General features: G+C 62.9%; 17 protein-coding genes. 11 read left to right on the top strand and 6 right to left on the bottom strand.

Annotated features, from left to right (window positions below; translation table 11 throughout):
- The first annotated feature begins 256 nt into the window (after nt 1–256).
- Entirely contained in the window at nt 257–1,210 is a 954-nt protein-coding gene (locus tag NCT05_RS18475; RefSeq protein WP_008353618.1) for a chemotaxis protein, read from the top strand.
- 106 nt (nt 1,211–1,316) lie between these two features.
- On the opposite strand, the gene NCT05_RS18470 is transcribed toward NCT05_RS18475, so the two are convergent.
- From NCT05_RS18470 to NCT05_RS18460, 3 genes are all read right to left on the bottom strand, one after another.
- Complete coding sequence (locus NCT05_RS18470) at nt 1,317–1,592, bottom strand: hypothetical protein (protein ID WP_008353619.1); 276 nt, start codon at nt 1,590–1,592, stop codon at nt 1,317–1,319.
- A 322-nt stretch (nt 1,593–1,914) separates the two neighbouring features.
- On the bottom strand, nt 1,915–2,346 hold the full coding sequence (locus NCT05_RS18465) for a response regulator (RefSeq protein WP_008353620.1): 432 nt from the start codon (nt 2,344–2,346) through the stop codon (nt 1,915–1,917).
- Nucleotides 2,347–2,408: 62 nt separating this feature from the next.
- Nucleotides 2,409–2,753 carry a hypothetical protein gene (locus NCT05_RS18460; protein ID WP_033537148.1) on the bottom strand — a complete coding sequence of 115 codons (345 nt, stop codon included), beginning with the start codon at nt 2,751–2,753 and terminating at the stop codon, nt 2,409–2,411.
- Nucleotides 2,754–3,013: 260 nt separating this feature from the next.
- Here NCT05_RS18460 and NCT05_RS18455 point away from each other — a divergent pair, with 260 nt between their 5' ends.
- Nucleotides 3,014–4,036 (top strand): transporter, encoded by a 1,023-nt coding sequence (locus tag NCT05_RS18455; protein WP_008353624.1) that lies wholly within the window; start codon nt 3,014–3,016, stop codon nt 4,034–4,036.
- A 12-nt stretch (nt 4,037–4,048) separates the two neighbouring features.
- Here NCT05_RS18455 and NCT05_RS18450 read toward each other — a convergent pair whose 3' ends face one another.
- Nucleotides 4,049–4,516, bottom strand: coding sequence for a nuclear transport factor 2 family protein (locus NCT05_RS18450; RefSeq protein WP_250460390.1), 468 nt, complete (start codon nt 4,514–4,516; stop codon nt 4,049–4,051).
- Nucleotides 4,517–4,614: 98 nt separating this feature from the next.
- Between NCT05_RS18450 and NCT05_RS18445 the strand changes: the two genes are divergently transcribed.
- A complete protein-coding gene (locus tag NCT05_RS18445) occupies nt 4,615–5,193 on the top strand; it encodes a TetR/AcrR family transcriptional regulator (protein WP_250440522.1) in 579 nt (192 codons plus the stop codon).
- Between the two features lie 14 nt (nt 5,194–5,207).
- Here the strand turns inward: NCT05_RS18445 and pdxR are convergent, their stop codons facing one another.
- Entirely contained in the window at nt 5,208–6,701 is a 1,494-nt protein-coding gene (gene pdxR / locus NCT05_RS18440) for a MocR-like pyridoxine biosynthesis transcription factor PdxR (RefSeq protein ID WP_034471872.1), read from the bottom strand.
- Between the two features lie 188 nt (nt 6,702–6,889).
- Between pdxR and NCT05_RS18435 the strand changes: the two genes are divergently transcribed.
- From NCT05_RS18435 to NCT05_RS18415, 5 genes are all read left to right on the top strand, one after another.
- Complete coding sequence (locus NCT05_RS18435) at nt 6,890–7,996, top strand: ABC transporter ATP-binding protein (RefSeq protein ID WP_250502903.1); 1,107 nt, start codon at nt 6,890–6,892, stop codon at nt 7,994–7,996.
- Nucleotides 7,997–8,052: 56 nt separating this feature from the next.
- Entirely contained in the window at nt 8,053–9,087 is a 1,035-nt protein-coding gene (locus NCT05_RS18430) for an ABC transporter substrate-binding protein (RefSeq protein ID WP_008353629.1), read from the top strand.
- 64 nt (nt 9,088–9,151) lie between these two features.
- Nucleotides 9,152–10,423, top strand: coding sequence for an ABC transporter permease (locus tag NCT05_RS18425; RefSeq protein WP_051079071.1), 1,272 nt, complete (start codon nt 9,152–9,154; stop codon nt 10,421–10,423).
- Nucleotides 10,424–10,428: 5 nt separating this feature from the next.
- A complete protein-coding gene (locus NCT05_RS18420; RefSeq protein ID WP_008353631.1) occupies nt 10,429–11,265 on the top strand; it encodes an ABC transporter permease in 837 nt (278 codons plus the stop codon).
- A 348-nt stretch (nt 11,266–11,613) separates the two neighbouring features.
- Nucleotides 11,614–12,081 (top strand): DUF3331 domain-containing protein, encoded by a 468-nt coding sequence (locus NCT05_RS18415; RefSeq protein ID WP_144403834.1) that lies wholly within the window; start codon nt 11,614–11,616, stop codon nt 12,079–12,081.
- A gap of 7 nt (nt 12,082–12,088) precedes the next feature.
- Here the strand turns inward: NCT05_RS18415 and NCT05_RS18410 are convergent, their stop codons facing one another.
- Complete coding sequence (locus tag NCT05_RS18410; protein WP_250502902.1) at nt 12,089–12,703, bottom strand: NAD(P)-dependent oxidoreductase; 615 nt, start codon at nt 12,701–12,703, stop codon at nt 12,089–12,091.
- A gap of 153 nt (nt 12,704–12,856) precedes the next feature.
- Here NCT05_RS18410 and NCT05_RS18405 point away from each other — a divergent pair, with 153 nt between their 5' ends.
- The 3 genes from NCT05_RS18405 to bcsD all read left to right on the top strand — a co-directional run bounded on the left by NCT05_RS18405 (nt 12,857) and on the right by bcsD (nt 14,375).
- Nucleotides 12,857–13,093 (top strand): hypothetical protein, encoded by a 237-nt coding sequence (locus NCT05_RS18405; protein WP_033537140.1) that lies wholly within the window; start codon nt 12,857–12,859, stop codon nt 13,091–13,093.
- Between the two features lie 52 nt (nt 13,094–13,145).
- Nucleotides 13,146–13,343: a hypothetical protein gene (locus NCT05_RS18400; protein WP_008353634.1), complete on the top strand. Its 198-nt coding sequence runs from the start codon at nt 13,146–13,148 to the stop codon at nt 13,341–13,343.
- A 576-nt stretch (nt 13,344–13,919) separates the two neighbouring features.
- The gene (gene bcsD, locus NCT05_RS18395) at nt 13,920–14,375 is read left to right on the top strand and encodes a cellulose biosynthesis protein BcsD (protein WP_250502901.1); all 456 of its coding nucleotides are present in this window, start codon (nt 13,920–13,922) and stop codon (nt 14,373–14,375) included.
- The last annotated feature ends 84 nt before the right edge of the window (nt 14,376–14,459 follow it).

Raw genomic sequence — 14,459 nt, 5'->3', positions numbered from 1 at the left:
GTTGCGCCTGGGCGACGGGTTACCTTGCGCCTGTATGCAGCGTAAAGCCTCGCGCGCGATGCCTTCATCGGCATTAACCCGACCATTCGAAAAAAGTATAGATCACCGGCGCCGCGCGAGACGTGCGCCGCGCGTTTCATCTCGCGCGTCGTCACGCATGCCTTCAGTTTCGCCGATTAATGCCGCTAATCAGGCATCTGGTGGAAAGTGAAGCCACCGGCAAACACACGAAGGCATCGCTTAGAGGGAGAACGAGGTGAGCAGTTCACAACAGGATATCGAGCAGCGCGTGCGGCTCGCGGGCAGCAACATGTTCGAATTGCTTCTGTTCAGGCTCGGCGAGTCGCCGGGCTCGGAGCAACGGGAGCTGTACGGCATCAACGTGTTCAAGGTGCGCGAGATTCTCGCGATGCCGACGATCACCGCCGTCGCCGGTTCGAGCGAGGAGATTCTCGGCGTCGCGGATATCCGCGGCCAGATCATTCCCGTGATCGATCTCGCGCGCATCACCGGCTGCCGGCCGAAAAACGGTCCGAAAATTCTGCTCGTCACCGAATTCGCGCGCACGACGCAAGGCTTCGCGGTCGAGGAAGTCGACGATATCGTGCGGCTCGAGTGGAATCAGGTGCTGTCGGCGGAATCGCACTCGGGCGGCAAGACCGTGACGAGTTTCGCGCGGCTCGATGGCAACGTCGACGGCTCGCGGCTCGCGCAGGTGCTCGACGTCGAGCGCATCGTGCGTGATGTGCTGCCGTCGCAGGAAACGGATATCACCGAGGCCAACACCGGTCGGCTGCAGCTCAAGCCGGGCGCGCGCGTGCTTGCGGCAGACGATTCGGGCGTCGCCCGGGCGCTCATCGAGCAAAGTCTCACGGCGATGGGCGTGCCCTTCGTGATGACCAAAACCGGCCAGGAAGCGTGGGACGTACTGGAAGCGGCGCTCAGAAAGGCGGAGAAGGACGGCACCGAGGTCGCGGATCACATCGCGCTCGTGCTCACCGATCTGGAAATGCCCGAAATGGACGGTTTCACCCTCACGCGCCGCATCAAGGCGGAGACGGGGCTGATGCACATTCCGGTGGTGATTCACTCGTCGCTGTCGGGATCGGCGAACGAGCAGCACGTGCGCAAGGTCGGTGCGAACGCGTATGTGTCGAAGTTCGAGGCGTCGGAGCTCGCGAACGTGATGCGCGGCGCGCTCGCGGCCTGAAACGCGTTCGGCGCGCGCAACGCAGACCTTTTGAGCCTGCGCGGCGCGCGCCGAATCAGTCTTTCGGCCTGTCGGCCCGGCGGATGAGCCGGGCTGGCCGAACCGGTTATTGACCGAAGAAGACGGACTGAGCCTTGTTGGCCGATTGCGTGCGGGTGCCCGACTGAGCCAGCGCGTCGCGCGAGCCGCCGAAAGCGGTCGTGCTCGTGCCGTTCGCGTTTTCTTCGGCGGCGATCGCTTGTGCGCTCGGACCTTGTTGCGACGTCGGCGCGCCGACAGCCGGACGGTAGAACGGAGCCGGACCGTAGCCGCTTGCAAAAGCGGGAGCGGCGAGCGTGGCGGTAGCGGCGATCAGAAGGGTAGCGAGAAGATTGCGTTTCATGGTGTGAGCTCCAAAGACGGTTGACGTTCAATCAGAAAGCGCCGCAGCGGTCTTGCGAGAAACTGTCTGCTACGTCGATGGAATGCAGTGTATACCCCTACTATCGCTTTTTTATCTCCATAAATTTCAATTCAGTTTTCGATATGGACCAACAATAGTTGGCCGCACGATCGTTCAAAATCGTCCTAAACGTCCGCCTGGCGGGCGATTGCGCGTGTTGACAAGCGGCGCGCTCGGCTGCTTCGTTTAGCGGGGAACGAACAATTATTTAGCGCACGGGCGTGCGAATTTCCCGCTAGCGCGAACGACATCCCGCGTTATCTCAGTGAACGAGCCGTCCGATCAGGCGGAGCAGTTCCGTGGGCGGGTTGCCCTTCTGGCAATAACCGTCGAATCCGGAATGCATGCCCTCCGCCCGCACGATGTCCTCACCGAGCGCCGTGAACGCGATGATCACCGCGTCGCGCGTGCGGGCGATACGGCGAAGCACGCGCGCGGTTGCGAAACCGTCGTGTTCCGGCATCGTGATATCGAGAATGACGATGTGCGGCACCCAGTTGTCGATCGTATGGAGCGCATCGACGCCGGACAACGCAAAACGCGTGTCGAAGCCCTCCGCTTCGAGCGCGGCGCAAAGCGCTTCTGCGCTATGGGCGTTGTCGTCGACGATGAGGATGCGCCACGAATCGCGGTCGACATCGACGCTGCGATTCGTCCAAAGCGCGCAATGAGGAGAATGCAAGTACAGGGGCATGGGCGTTCGACGGAAACATACGACTGCCCAACAGCATGTTTCGCGCCCGCCCGCCGCCAAGCTCAGGCGTCGCCGCTCTTCCGGCTTTTGCGACGCTTTCCCGACGCGCTTTCGCTCTCGCGCAGCCGCGCATTCGCCTCGACGAGCGATGCCGCGTCGCGCTGGCGCAACGCGACATCCAGTTCTCCGAGCGCCCCGAACAGCGCGGACTGCTCCGTCTCGTCGAGCGGCGCGCCGCCGGGTTCGGATACGCGCCGCGCTTCCTTGTCGAGCCGCTTGAGGAGCTTCGCGCCGAAGCGCGTATCGATCGCGCCTTCGCGCGCCAGTCCCGCAATCACCGACGCCAGGCGAACCAGCCCGTTCGCGGTGGTTTGCGTCGCCCCGTCCATGTCGTCATGGTCTTCCACTGCCTTCTCCCCAGTTTCGCGCGCGGCGCCTCGCGTGCGCCCGTCTTGCGTGGCGCGATGATACGCCGACAAAATGACAGTCATATTTGCACGGCGCACCGCGTTCGTGGCCATCGTTTCGCTCGCTTTCACGCGATACGATCGCGATCCGGGGCGCGACCGATGGCACACTAGCGCGTGGCGACGCGCATGCCAGAAGCGTCGGGGGCCGCGTCATCCGCCGACACGCCGACATACTCAGAATGTAACCGAACGCCCGCATGAATCCCGCTACCCTGCAAAGACCGCCTTACGGCTCCGACTTTTCCGGCCTCGTCTGCGGTTTCCGATTTCATGCCGATCTGCCCGGCGTGCCGATCGATGCCGAAGCCGCAAGCGAATGGCTCGCCCGCGACGACACGCCCAAGGAATTCGTCTGGCTGCACTTCGATCTCGCGAACAGTTCGTGCGAACGGTGGATGCGCGGCCGCCTCGGCCTGCCCGACGCGTTCTTCGACACGCTCAACGAAGGCTCGCATTCGACGCGCATCGAGCATCAGGAAGGCGCGCTCCTCGCCGTCATCAACGATGTGATGTTCAACTTCGAGCTGACGCCCTCGGAGATCGCGACGCTGTGGGTCTACACGCATCAGAAGCTGATCGTGACGGCGCGGCTCAAGCCCTTGCGATCGGTCGATTCGCTGCGCGAGTCGGTTAGACGCGGCGAAATTTTCCGTTCGCCCGCCGAGTTGCTCGCGCATCTGCTGCGCGATCAGGCGGATCTGCTCGTGCATATCGTGCGGCGCACGAGCGTCGAGGTCGACGGCATCGAAGACCGTTTCCTGTCGATGCGCGGCGCCGCGACCCGCACCGATCTCGGCGGACTGCGGCGCGTGCTCGTCCGGCTGCAGCGCCTGCTCGCGCCCGAACCCGGCTCCGTGTTCCGGCTGCTCGCGCGGCCGCCGCGCTGGCTGCATTCGCAGGACATTCAGGACCTTCGCGACGCGACCGAAGAGTTCTCGCTCGTGCTCAACGATCTCGCCGGGCTCGTCGAGCGCATCAAGCTCCTGCAGGAAGAAGTCGCGACGCGCATGGACGAGCAAAGCAACCGCACGCTCTTCACGCTGACGCTCGTGACCGTGCTCGCGCTGCCGATCAATATCGTCGCGGGTTTCTTCGGCATGAACGTCGGCGGCATTCCGCTCGCGGAAAATCACCACGGCTTCTGGCTGCTCGTGGCGATCGTCGCGACCTTCACCGCGCTCGCCGGATGGTGGGCGTTCCGGCGACGACGCGATATGTAGCCGCCCCCGAAGTCAGAAGCCCAGGTCGCTCAGGCCCGGATGATCGTCGGGCCGGCGACCGAGCGGCCAATGATATTTGCGGTCCGCTTCCTTGATCGGCAGATCGTTGATCGAGGCGTGACGGTGCGTCATCAATCCCGCTTCGTTGAATTCCCAGTTTTCATTGCCGTAGCTGCGATACCAGTTGTTCGCGTCGTCGTGCCATTCGTACGCGAAACGCACCGCGATGCGATTGCCCGTGTACGCCCACAATTCCTTGATAAGCCGATAGTCGAGTTCGCGCGCCCATTTGCGACGCAGAAACGCGACGACTTCCTCACGCCCGTTCGCGAATTCGGCGCGATTGCGCCAGCGCGTGTCCACGCTATACGCGAGCGATACGCGCTCCGGATCGCGCGTGTTCCAGCCGTCTTCGGCGAGACGGACTTTCAGCTTGGCGGATGTTTCATCGAACGGCGGAAACGGCGGCTTGGATTCCATGGCGAGTCCTCTTTGCTCTAAGCGATGAGATGAGTAGACAGGTCTGTCTACCCGACGCACTCTAGCGCAGGTAGACGAACCTGTCTACAATCGATTGCATGAATACTTCCGCAATCTCCAGCGATTTCTCCGAGCTCGCGCCGGACGCGCGCATCCTGTACACCGCGCACGATCTCTTCTACCGCGATGGCATTCGCGCAACGGGCATCGATCGCGTGATCGCCGAATCGGGCGTCGCGAAAAAGACGTTCTATCGCTATTTCCCGAGCAAGGACGATCTGATCGTCGCGTTCCTCACGTTTCGTCACGATAACTGGATGGCATGGTTCCGCGACGCGCTCGCGCGCCACGGCGGAACGCTCAACGCGCTCGTGCCCGCGCTCGCCGAATGGTTCGGCAGCGAGAATTATCGTGGCTGCGCGTTCATCAACTCGGTCGTCGAAGTCGGCGCGACGCTGCCGCAGGCCATCGATATTTCACGTCGCCACAAGCGTGACATGACCGCGGCGATCCGCGCGCTGATGCCGGCTTCGCGCACCGCCAAAGCCGATGCACAAGCGCTCGCGCTCGCCGTGGATGGCGCGATCGTCGCCGCGCAATTCAGCGATTCGCCCGCCGATGCATTGAAGGCGCTCGCACGCGTCGTTCGCGCGGTCCGGCGCGGCGCAGCCGAGTAGCGCGATGAACGGCTTCATGCCTGCGCGACCTGCATGGGCGCCATTGCGTGCTCGATCACATCGGCGAGCTTCGCGAAATTCGGCGCGATGTCATGATTCGGCACGCACGCGTAGCCAAGCATCAAACCGCGCAACGCCTCGTCGCGGTTCATGAAGTAATTGACCAGTGGGCGCGTGACGACGCCGGCCGCCAGCGCATCGGCGGCGACCGCGCGATCGTCGACGAACTGCGGCAGTTCGAGCACGAAATGCAGTCCGGCTTCGTCGCCGCGCACGGCGAGCGTATCGCCGAAACGCGCGCGGATCGCGTTGATCAGCAATTCGCGACGCTCGCCGTACAGTCCGCGCATGCGCCGCACATGCGACGTCAGGTGCCCGTCGAGAATGAACTCGGTCAGCACCGCCTGCTGCATCAGTTGCCCTTCGCGATACAGTTCCGCCACGCCGATGCGAAACGTTTCGACAAGTTCCTCCGGCACGACCATGTAACCCATGCGCAAGCCGGGATAAAGCATCTTGCCGAGACTGCCGACATAGATCACCTGCCCCGCGTCGTCGAGTCCCTGCAACGACGAAAGCGGCCGGCTGCCGTAGCGGAACTCGCTGTCGTAATCGTCCTCGATGATCCACACCTTGTGCTGGCGCGCGAACTCGAGCAGCGCGCGACGCCGCGCGAGACTCATCACCATGCCGAGCGGATATTGATGCGACGGCGTCACGAGCGCGATGCGCGGCGGCTCGGTCATGTCGCGCGCGGCCGGATTGAGCCCTTCCTCGTCGACGGGAATCGGCACGAGCGTCAGCCCCGACGATTGCAGCACGCTGCGCGCGCCCCAGTAGCACGGCTCCTCGACCCACGCGCGATCGCCGAAATCGGTGAGCAGGCGCACGGCGAGATCGATCGACTGATGAATGCCGGTCGTGATGATGATCTGGTCTGGCTGACACTTCACGGAGCGCGCGACGCGCAAATAATCCGACAACGCGCGCCGCAGCGGACGATAGCCGCCGCCCGGCGCATACGTCAGCAGATCGGGGTTCGCGCGCTTCCATAGACGCGCCTGCAAGCGGCTCCATGTGCGTGCCGGAAACTCGGCGACGTCCGGCACGCCGGGCATGAACGCGCCCCACTGTTTCGGCGACACGCCCGCCTGCGCGATCAGGCGCTCGCCGCGCCGCGAGATCGTGCACGACGCCTTCGTTTCCTCGGCTTTCGCTTTCTTCGCGACGCCATCGCGCGGCGCGGTGTCGGCGACATACGTGCCGCTGCCGGTCGTCGAATTCACATAGCCTTCGGCCGTGAGCTGATCGTAGACATGCAGGACGGTATTGCGCGCGATGCCGAGATCGATCGCGAGCGTGCGCGAACTCGGCAACTTCGTGCCCGGCGCGAGCTGGCTCGTGAGAATGGCCTGCTGCATCAGTTCGAGCACTTGCCGGTACATCGGCTCGGCGGCCGTGCGATCGAGCCGCGCGCTCAGCCAGTCGGCCAGGATGATCGTATCCACGGTATCTCCCATCGCATGAAAACCACTATTCCGGTCACCCTCAAGTGGTTCTATTTTGAATATTGAAATGGCTCCACATTGTAGAACCGTGGCGGGCTATAGTTATCGCAGGTAGTGGAAATAATTTCCGCACGTCGGCAGCCGTCCGGCAGTAGGCAACAGGGTTTTTCCGAAGGAGACACGGACAGATGAAATCCGATCAGGTGATCGTCAGTTTTCGCGGCGTTCGAAAGACGTACGACGGCGAAACGCTCGTCGTCAAATCGCTCGATCTCGACATCTATCAGGGCGAATTTCTCACGCTGCTCGGGCCATCCGGCTCGGGCAAGACGACCTGTCTCATGATGCTCGCCGGCTTCGAGTTCCCGACCGGCGGCGAGATCTGGCTCGACGGCAAGTTGCTCAACAAAGTGCCGCCGCACAAGCGCGACATCGGCATGGTGTTTCAGAACTACGCGCTCTTTCCGCATCTTTCGGTGCAGCAGAACGTCGAATATCCGCTGACCGTTCGGAAGATGTCCGCCGAAGAGCGCGCGCATCGCGTGAACAACGCGCTCAAGATGGTTCGCATGGAGAGCTTCGCGAAGCGTTATCCGGCGCAGCTTTCCGGCGGGCAGCAGCAGCGTATCGCGCTCGCCCGCGCGCTCGTGTTCGAACCCAAGCTCGTGCTGATGGACGAACCCCTCGGCGCGCTCGACAAGCAGTTGCGCGAGCACATGCAGATCGAACTCAAGGCGCTGCACGAGAAGCTCGGCGTCACGTTCGTCTACGTCACGCACGATCAGGGCGAAGCGCTCACCATGTCCGACCGCGTCGCCGTATTCGACAAGGGCATCGTGCAGCAGCTCGACACCGTCGATCATCTGTATGAAGCGCCGTGCAACGAGTTCGTCGCGAACTTCATCGGCGACAGTAACCGGCTGCGCGGGACCATCGAACAGATTCAGGGCGAGTTCTGCGAGATCCGTTTAGCCGACGGCACGCGCGTGTCCGGGCTCAATGTCGCGAACGCGAAGCCCGGCGCGGAAGCGATTGCGTGCATCCGGCCCGAACGCATGAAGCTCACGGATCTCACGCAAGGCAACGGCCATGCGAACGGCAACATCAACGCGCTGTCCGGCGAAGCGAAAAGCCTCATCTATTTCGGCGACCACGTTCGCATGCGCTGCGGCGTGCGCGAACAGGACGAATGCTTCGTCAAGGTGCCGCTCGGCACGCCCGCGCTCGACGGCTTCACGCCCGGCGCGCCCGTCGGGCTCGAATTCGCGCCCGAGCATCTGCGCGTGTTCGCCTGAACTTCCCAACCGTAGGTCCACTGACAAAACCAAGTCGAAGAAGAGAGGAAACCATCATGAAGAAGTTCGCTTTGTGTTCCATGGCGGCGGCGCTCGCATGCGCGTCGGCGATGTCGGGCGCGGCGGAAATCACCGTCGTCAACTTCGGCGGCGCGAACGGCGACGCGCAGAAAGTCGCGTTCAACCAGCCCTTCGAGCAGTCGTCGAAGAACAAGGTCACGGCCGTCGAATACAACGGCGAGCAGGCCAAGGTCAAGGCGATGGTCGAAGCGAAGCACGTCAACTGGGACGTCGTCGAAGTGGAATCCGGCGATCTCGGCCGCGGCTGCGACGAAGGTCTCTATGAAAAGCTCGACTGGTCGAAGATCGCGAAGAAATCCGATCTCGTGCCCGAATCGCCGCAAACCTGCGGCGTCGGCTTCTTCGTGTGGTCCACCGCGCTCGCCTACAACGGCGACAAGCTGAAGACCGCTCCGGCCGGCTGGGCGGACTTCTGGGACACGAAGAAATTCCCCGGGAAGCGTGGCATGCGCAAGGGCGCGCGCTACAACCTCGAATTCGCGCTGATGGCCGACGGCGTCGCGCCGAAGGACGTCTACAAGGTGCTCGGCACCAAGGCGGGCGCGGATCGCGCATTCAAGAAGCTCGACGAACTCAAGCCGTCGATTCAGTGGTGGGAAGCGGGCGCGCAGCCGCCGCAATTCCTCGTCGCGGGCGATGTCGTGATGTCCACCGCGTACAACGGCCGTATCGACGCTGCGCGCAAGGAAGGCAAGAACCTGAAGGTCGTCTGGAACGGCAGCATCTACGACCTCGACTACTGGGCGATTCCGAAGGGCTCGCCGAACAAGGACGTGGCGCAGCAGTTCATCGCGTATTCGGTGTCGCAGAAGCCGCAGGAAACCTATGCGAAGAACATCGCGTACGGCCCGGTGAACAAGGCCGCGATCGCCGCGCTCGACGCGAAGACCAAGGCCGACATGCCGAACTCGCCTGAGAACGCGAAGAACGCCGTGCTGCAGGACATGGCGTTCTGGACCGATCACGGGGACGAGCTCGAGCAGCGCTTTACCGCGTGGGCGTCGAAGTAAGCACTGGCTGGCGCGACGGTCGCGCGTCGCCAGGAGGCGCGACCGTCAAGAAGGAGACACAAGCGTGAACACCATGACGATCCCCGCCGAAGAATCGCGCGAATCGAGCGCGCGTCTGAAGCGCGAACTGAAGATCGCCGATGCGAAAAAGCGCGCGATGGCGCTCGCGCTGATCGCGCCGCTCGCCATCTTCCTGTTTCTGATTTTCGTCGTGCCGATCGGCGCGCTGCTCACACGCGCCATCGAAAATCCCGAAGTGGCCAATGCGCTGCCGCACACCGGCGCCGCGCTCGCGAAATGGGACCGCAAGACGCCGCCATCGGATGAAGCGTATGCCGCGCTCGCGCAGGATTTGACCGCGATTTCCGAAGGCGAATCGATGGGCGCCCTCGCCCGCCGGCTGAACACCGAGATTCCGGGCTACCGCTCGCTCGTCGCGAAGACCGCGCGCGCGATGCCGCTCACCGGCGACGACGGCAAGCCACTGCCCGCCGCGCAGATCAAGTCGAAGATCGTCGAACTCGACGAGCGCTGGAACGATCCCGCCTATTGGCAGGCGATCGCGAAGAACGCCGGCCGCTATTCGCCGTTCTATGTCCTCGCGTCGCTGGATCACAAGCAGGACGGCTTCGGCAATATCGTCCATGCGGACCCGGATCAATCGATTTATCTGAACGTATTCGGCCGCACGTTCGTGATCGGCGTCGGCGTGACGCTGTTTGCCTTGCTGCTCGGCTATCCGCTCGCGTACTGGATTTCGACGCTGCCCGAACGCCGCGCCAACCTCGTGATGGTGCTCGTGCTGATCCCGTTCTGGACGTCGGTACTGGTGCGTGTCGCCGCGTGGATCGTGCTGCTGCAAAGCGAGGGCCTCGTGAACACGGCGCTGATCGGCGCGGGACTGATCGGCTCGCCGCTCGCGCTGCTGTTCAATCGTGTCGGCGTGTATATCTCGATGACGCATATCCTGCTGCCGTTCATGATCCTGCCGCTCTACAGCGTCATGAAATCCGTGCCGCCGACGTATCAGCGCGCGGCCGTGTCGCTCGGCAGTCATCCGTTCGCCGCGTTCTGGCGCGTGTACGTGCCGCAGACGTATCCGGGCATCGGCGCGGGCGTGCTGCTCGTGTTCATTCTCGCCATCGGCTATTACATCACGCCGGCGCTCCTCGGCGGGCCGAACGATCAGATGGTCAGCTATTACATCGCCTACTTCACCAACGTAACGATCAACTGGGGCATGGCGTGCGCGCTCGGCGCGCTACTGCTCGCCGCGACGCTGCTGCTCTACGTGGTCTACGGCCGCTTCACGCGCGCGAACGTGAGCCTGGGGTAAAGAAGATGAAACTCGCCAAACCGATGTTCGCGCCGCACACGTCCGCGATCGAGCGCATCTGGTATTTCGCGCTGCGCATCCTGTGCGTGCTGACGCTCCTGTATCTGATCCTGCCTGTGCTCGCAATCGTGCCGCTGTCGTTCTCGTCGAGCACGTTCCTCGTCTATCCGATTCCGGGCTGGTCGATGCGCTGGTATCACAATCTCGTCATGTCGCAGGAATGGCGCATGGCGGCGAAGAACAGCTTCATCGTTGCACCTTCGGCAACGCTCGTCGCGACGATCCTCGGCACGCTCGCCGCGGTCGGACTGACGAAGGCGAATTTCATCGGCAAGAGCGTGCTGATGGCCGTGCTCATCTCGCCGATGATCGTGCCGGTGATCGTCGTCGGCGTCGGCATGTATCTGTTTTTTGCACCGCTCGGCATCGCGAACACGTATTTCGGGCTGATTCTGGCGCACGCGGCGCTCGGCGTGCCCTTCGTCGTGACGACCGTCGGCGCGACGTTGCAGAACTTCAACCACAATCTCGTGCGCGCGAGTCAGTCGCTCGGCGCGAGCCCGCTCAAGACGTTCTTCCGCGTGACGCTGCCGGTCATCGCGCCGGGCGTGATTTCGGGCGCGCTGTTCGCGTTCGCCACTTCGTTCGACGAAGTCGTGGTCACGCTCTTTCTCGCCGGCGCCGACCAGACGACGCTGCCACGGCAGATGTTCACCGGCATCCGCGAAAATATCAGCCCGACGATAGCGGCGCTCGCAACGATTCTCATCGTGTTCTCGACGAGCCTGCTGCTCGCGTTGGAGTGGCTGCGAGGCCGCGCGGCGGCGCGCGCCGTCGCGTAAATTGGCCGGTCCACGACGCGCATCGCGGACGATGCGAAGGGCCCATCCCGCGAGGCTCCGATCGGGGCCTCGCTGTCGCTCTCGCATCCGCGCCAGGTGCTCTTGCCGTACAAATTGCGCAAAACCCTCGCGAACGAGGGAGATTCCGATCGATTTTTCGGTCTGCACCGGTCCGCGAGCGAGCTTACGAATCGCTTAAGCGCCCGCCCACCAAGGCGCGACGAAGGGTCGCTTGTGTTGCCGCCCGATTATTCGCAGCAACGGGATAGTGTATTCACTGATGCGGTATTTATCGGAATATGCTTAATGACGTACGTTCTAGGTCGAGTCAAAGCCTGGAACAATGCCATGACAGCTTTTACGAAAAGAGCGGACCCGTGGTCACAGACGGTTCACCTGCTCGAGGCGATGCCCACGGATATCGCCCGCACCGCACCTTCCCAGAAATCCGCCCGCGCGGAGAGCGCGTTTCTCGAACGCCTGACGCGCGACTGGAATCGCACGCATCCGCATCATTCGGATGATCGGCTGCCGTTTCCGCAAGCCATCGTGCGCGTGATCGAGCGCCCGAGCAGCGCGACGGCGCTCGTGTACTGGTCCGATCCCGGTACGTGCCACTACGGCTATCAGGGCTGGCGCGCAACCACGGCGACGGCCGAAGGCGTGTGCTCGCTATCGGGAATGCCGATTCATCGCGGGGATCAGGTTTATCGGCCGTCGCAGCGCGATCCGAAGCCGCAAAACGCATCCGCGATGATTCTGGCCGCCGCGATGCCCAAAGACGCCGAGCAAATGGAAGTCGATTTGCACGGCTGACGGGCGTTCAATATCCGATGGTGATGCGCTGTTTGATGTGCGATTCGCGTTCGAACTCGTTCAGAAACGCGATCGCGTAATCATCGAACGAAATCCAGCTACGGCCGCTGCCGTCGACGAGCAATTCGTCGACGCCGAGCCGGAATTTCTGCGTCCGCGGACCCGGTACGAATTCCGCCGACGGCGAGATGAACGTCCAGTCGACGTCGCGTTCGCGCCGCAACGCGTCGAGAAATGCCGCGCCCGCCGTAGCTTCCGGTTTGTACGCCGGGGGGAAATCGGGCAAATCGAGCACGCGCTGGCCGGGCGCCGCGTACAGGCTGCCCGCGCCGCCCACGACCAGCAGGCGCCGCACGCCCGCCCGCTTCACCGGCTCCACGATGGCCGGCTCGGAGACCGTGGCGAAGCGCGTCGCGCTGAACACGGCGTCGTGTCCGGCGAGCGCGGCGGCGAGCGCGGCGGCATCGAGCGCGTCGACGTTCAGCGGACTCAGGCCATCGCGCTGCGCGAGCCCGGACGTATCGCGCGCGATCGCCGTGACCGTGTGTCCGCGGCGCAACGATTCTTCCACCAGACGGCTGCCGACATTGCCCGTCGCCCCGATGATCGCGATTCTGCTCATTGCCACTTTCTCCTTTGCACGTGCGGCAGGCGCGCCGGCGTGATCCGACCGCGCGGTTGATGATAGAGCGAAATAACCGGCGCCACAGCCGACGCTTTCGATGGCGTTTGTTTCCGGAGAATACCGATTCGTAGAATCGAATAGCGTGCGGCGATGATTAAAAACTTACCTGATAAACATGGACTCATGCAATTTCCGGGCCGAATTCGCGAGGCGGGCGCAATATCGGCATGCGATCGTCATAATGAAACGGCGCTTTCGGAGGCGCGCCGCACCATTAAACTAGAGGCCCCGCACTCTTTCGAGATGCGCGACAGCGGCGATTACCGGCGCGCCGCCCGCAGCAGTTTCGGAGCGAGTTTCCAAATCGAAGTCGCCAAAATGTCATGACATTGGTTTATATTGCAGTTCCTCGCCGCTCCATTACCGGAAGGAGTTAACCGTGAAGAATCCGCAATTGCAGGGTGCCATCGAAGGACGCGACAATCCGGCAGGCGAAACCGCCTACGAACCGATTCCGGTTCACGCTGTCCCCAAGGAGTCCGCCGACGAACCCGGCTACTCCGATTCGCTGGACATCCCGCTCAATTACGGCATTGTGATGGACGCAGTCAGGGACGCCGTACGCGCGAATCCCTGAACGTTCGAAACGTCATACGAAACGCCCCATTCGGGGCGTTTTTTTTGGCCTTGCGAAACCCTTTGAAGCGGCGTTTCGATTGCCTGTCGGCCGTTGCCCGCGGGAGATAAATGCTCCGCAACGCGTCCGATTGCGTTTAGGCCGTTTAATCAGACAAAACAATGGCTTAGTTCACGCCGTGGCTGCGCCGTTTTGCGAAAAGTCAATCGGTGTGATTCAGAGCCAACGCTCTGATTTTGCTCATTAACGAGATGGTACACTTCCGCCGCCGTTGCGGGCGAGCCCGAATCCGACTTCGGAATAGCGCGCGTCTGTCGATATTTCGTCCATCCTCGCGAGGGCCGAACGCCCGAATTGGGTCGTCTGCTGCGTCCTGATCGCCCGATCCGACAAAAAATCCTCTGCTAGTGTTTCTACTGGCGAAAACAACTGCATTGAAGTAAGTTCAGACGTGTCATAGCGCCTGGACAAACGTCCGGATCCATCGTCGCGGTTCGGCAGTCCCCCGCGAGAACGCAAACAAGTCTGCAGGACCGATCAACCACGCGCGGCGGCTCACGCCCTGCCGAACAAAACATGGCCGCTATTTTCGATTATCTGTTGGACAGTCAGATTTCCAGACAATGGCGCGGCCTTTTGGCAGCGCTCGCGGAGGAGTTCGAAGCGCAGATCGGGCGCAACGAACTGCGTCAACTGATGCACAACGTCGGCAGCCGCTTCGCCGAAGCCCGGCCGCTGCCGCCCTGCGATTCCACGTCGACGCTCGCCGACGCGCTCAACGCGCTGTGGCACGACACCGACTGGGGCTTCGTCGAGCTCTCCGACGAGCGCGACTATCTGAGCATCGTGCATTTCTGCGCGCCGCTGCCCGCCTTCGGCGAAAGCGCGCTCGCATGGACGCCCGCGTTCCTCGAAGGCGCGTATCAGCGATGGCTCGCCGGGCTCGGCGCACAAGGACTCGCGATCCGTCAGGCGAGCGACTTCGGCGACGACGCGGCCATCGAATTCAGGCTCGCGCGCGTCGCGGCCTGAAGCATCTTCAGCACATTGCGACCGCCGCCTCGACGCGGCGGCATCGACCGCCCCGAACGGGCGGCTAAAAACAGGCAGCACCGG

Source organism: Caballeronia sp. AZ7_KS35 (assembly GCF_023631045.1).
GTDB classification, from domain to species: Bacteria; Pseudomonadota; Gammaproteobacteria; order Burkholderiales; family Burkholderiaceae; genus Caballeronia; species Caballeronia zhejiangensis.
Note: the sequence above shows the minus strand (reverse complement) of the source record. Positions and strands in the feature narration are given on the sequence as shown.

Excerpts from the sequence above, each read along its gene's own strand:
- NCT05_RS18470 (WP_008353619.1), bottom strand. The coding sequence starts at position 1,592 with ATGAAACGCAATCTTCTCGCTACCCTTCTGATCGCCGCTACCGCCACG.
- NCT05_RS18465 (WP_008353620.1), bottom strand. The coding sequence starts at position 2,346 with ATGCCCCTGTACTTGCATTCTCCTCATTGCGCGCTTTGGACGAATCGC.
- NCT05_RS18455 (WP_008353624.1), top strand. The coding sequence starts at position 3,014 with ATGAATCCCGCTACCCTGCAAAGACCGCCTTACGGCTCCGACTTTTCC.
- NCT05_RS18450 (WP_250460390.1), bottom strand. The coding sequence starts at position 4,516 with ATGGAATCCAAGCCGCCGTTTCCGCCGTTCGATGAAACATCCGCCAAG.
- NCT05_RS18445 (WP_250440522.1), top strand. The coding sequence starts at position 4,615 with ATGAATACTTCCGCAATCTCCAGCGATTTCTCCGAGCTCGCGCCGGAC.
- NCT05_RS18435 (WP_250502903.1), top strand. The coding sequence starts at position 6,890 with ATGAAATCCGATCAGGTGATCGTCAGTTTTCGCGGCGTTCGAAAGACG.
- NCT05_RS18430 (WP_008353629.1), top strand. The coding sequence starts at position 8,053 with ATGAAGAAGTTCGCTTTGTGTTCCATGGCGGCGGCGCTCGCATGCGCG.
- NCT05_RS18420 (WP_008353631.1), top strand. The coding sequence starts at position 10,429 with ATGAAACTCGCCAAACCGATGTTCGCGCCGCACACGTCCGCGATCGAG.
- NCT05_RS18415 (WP_144403834.1), top strand. The coding sequence starts at position 11,614 with ATGACAGCTTTTACGAAAAGAGCGGACCCGTGGTCACAGACGGTTCAC.
- NCT05_RS18410 (WP_250502902.1), bottom strand. The coding sequence starts at position 12,703 with ATGAGCAGAATCGCGATCATCGGGGCGACGGGCAATGTCGGCAGCCGT.
- NCT05_RS18405 (WP_033537140.1), top strand. The coding sequence starts at position 12,857 with ATGATTAAAAACTTACCTGATAAACATGGACTCATGCAATTTCCGGGC.
- bcsD (WP_250502901.1), top strand. The coding sequence starts at position 13,920 with ATGGCCGCTATTTTCGATTATCTGTTGGACAGTCAGATTTCCAGACAA.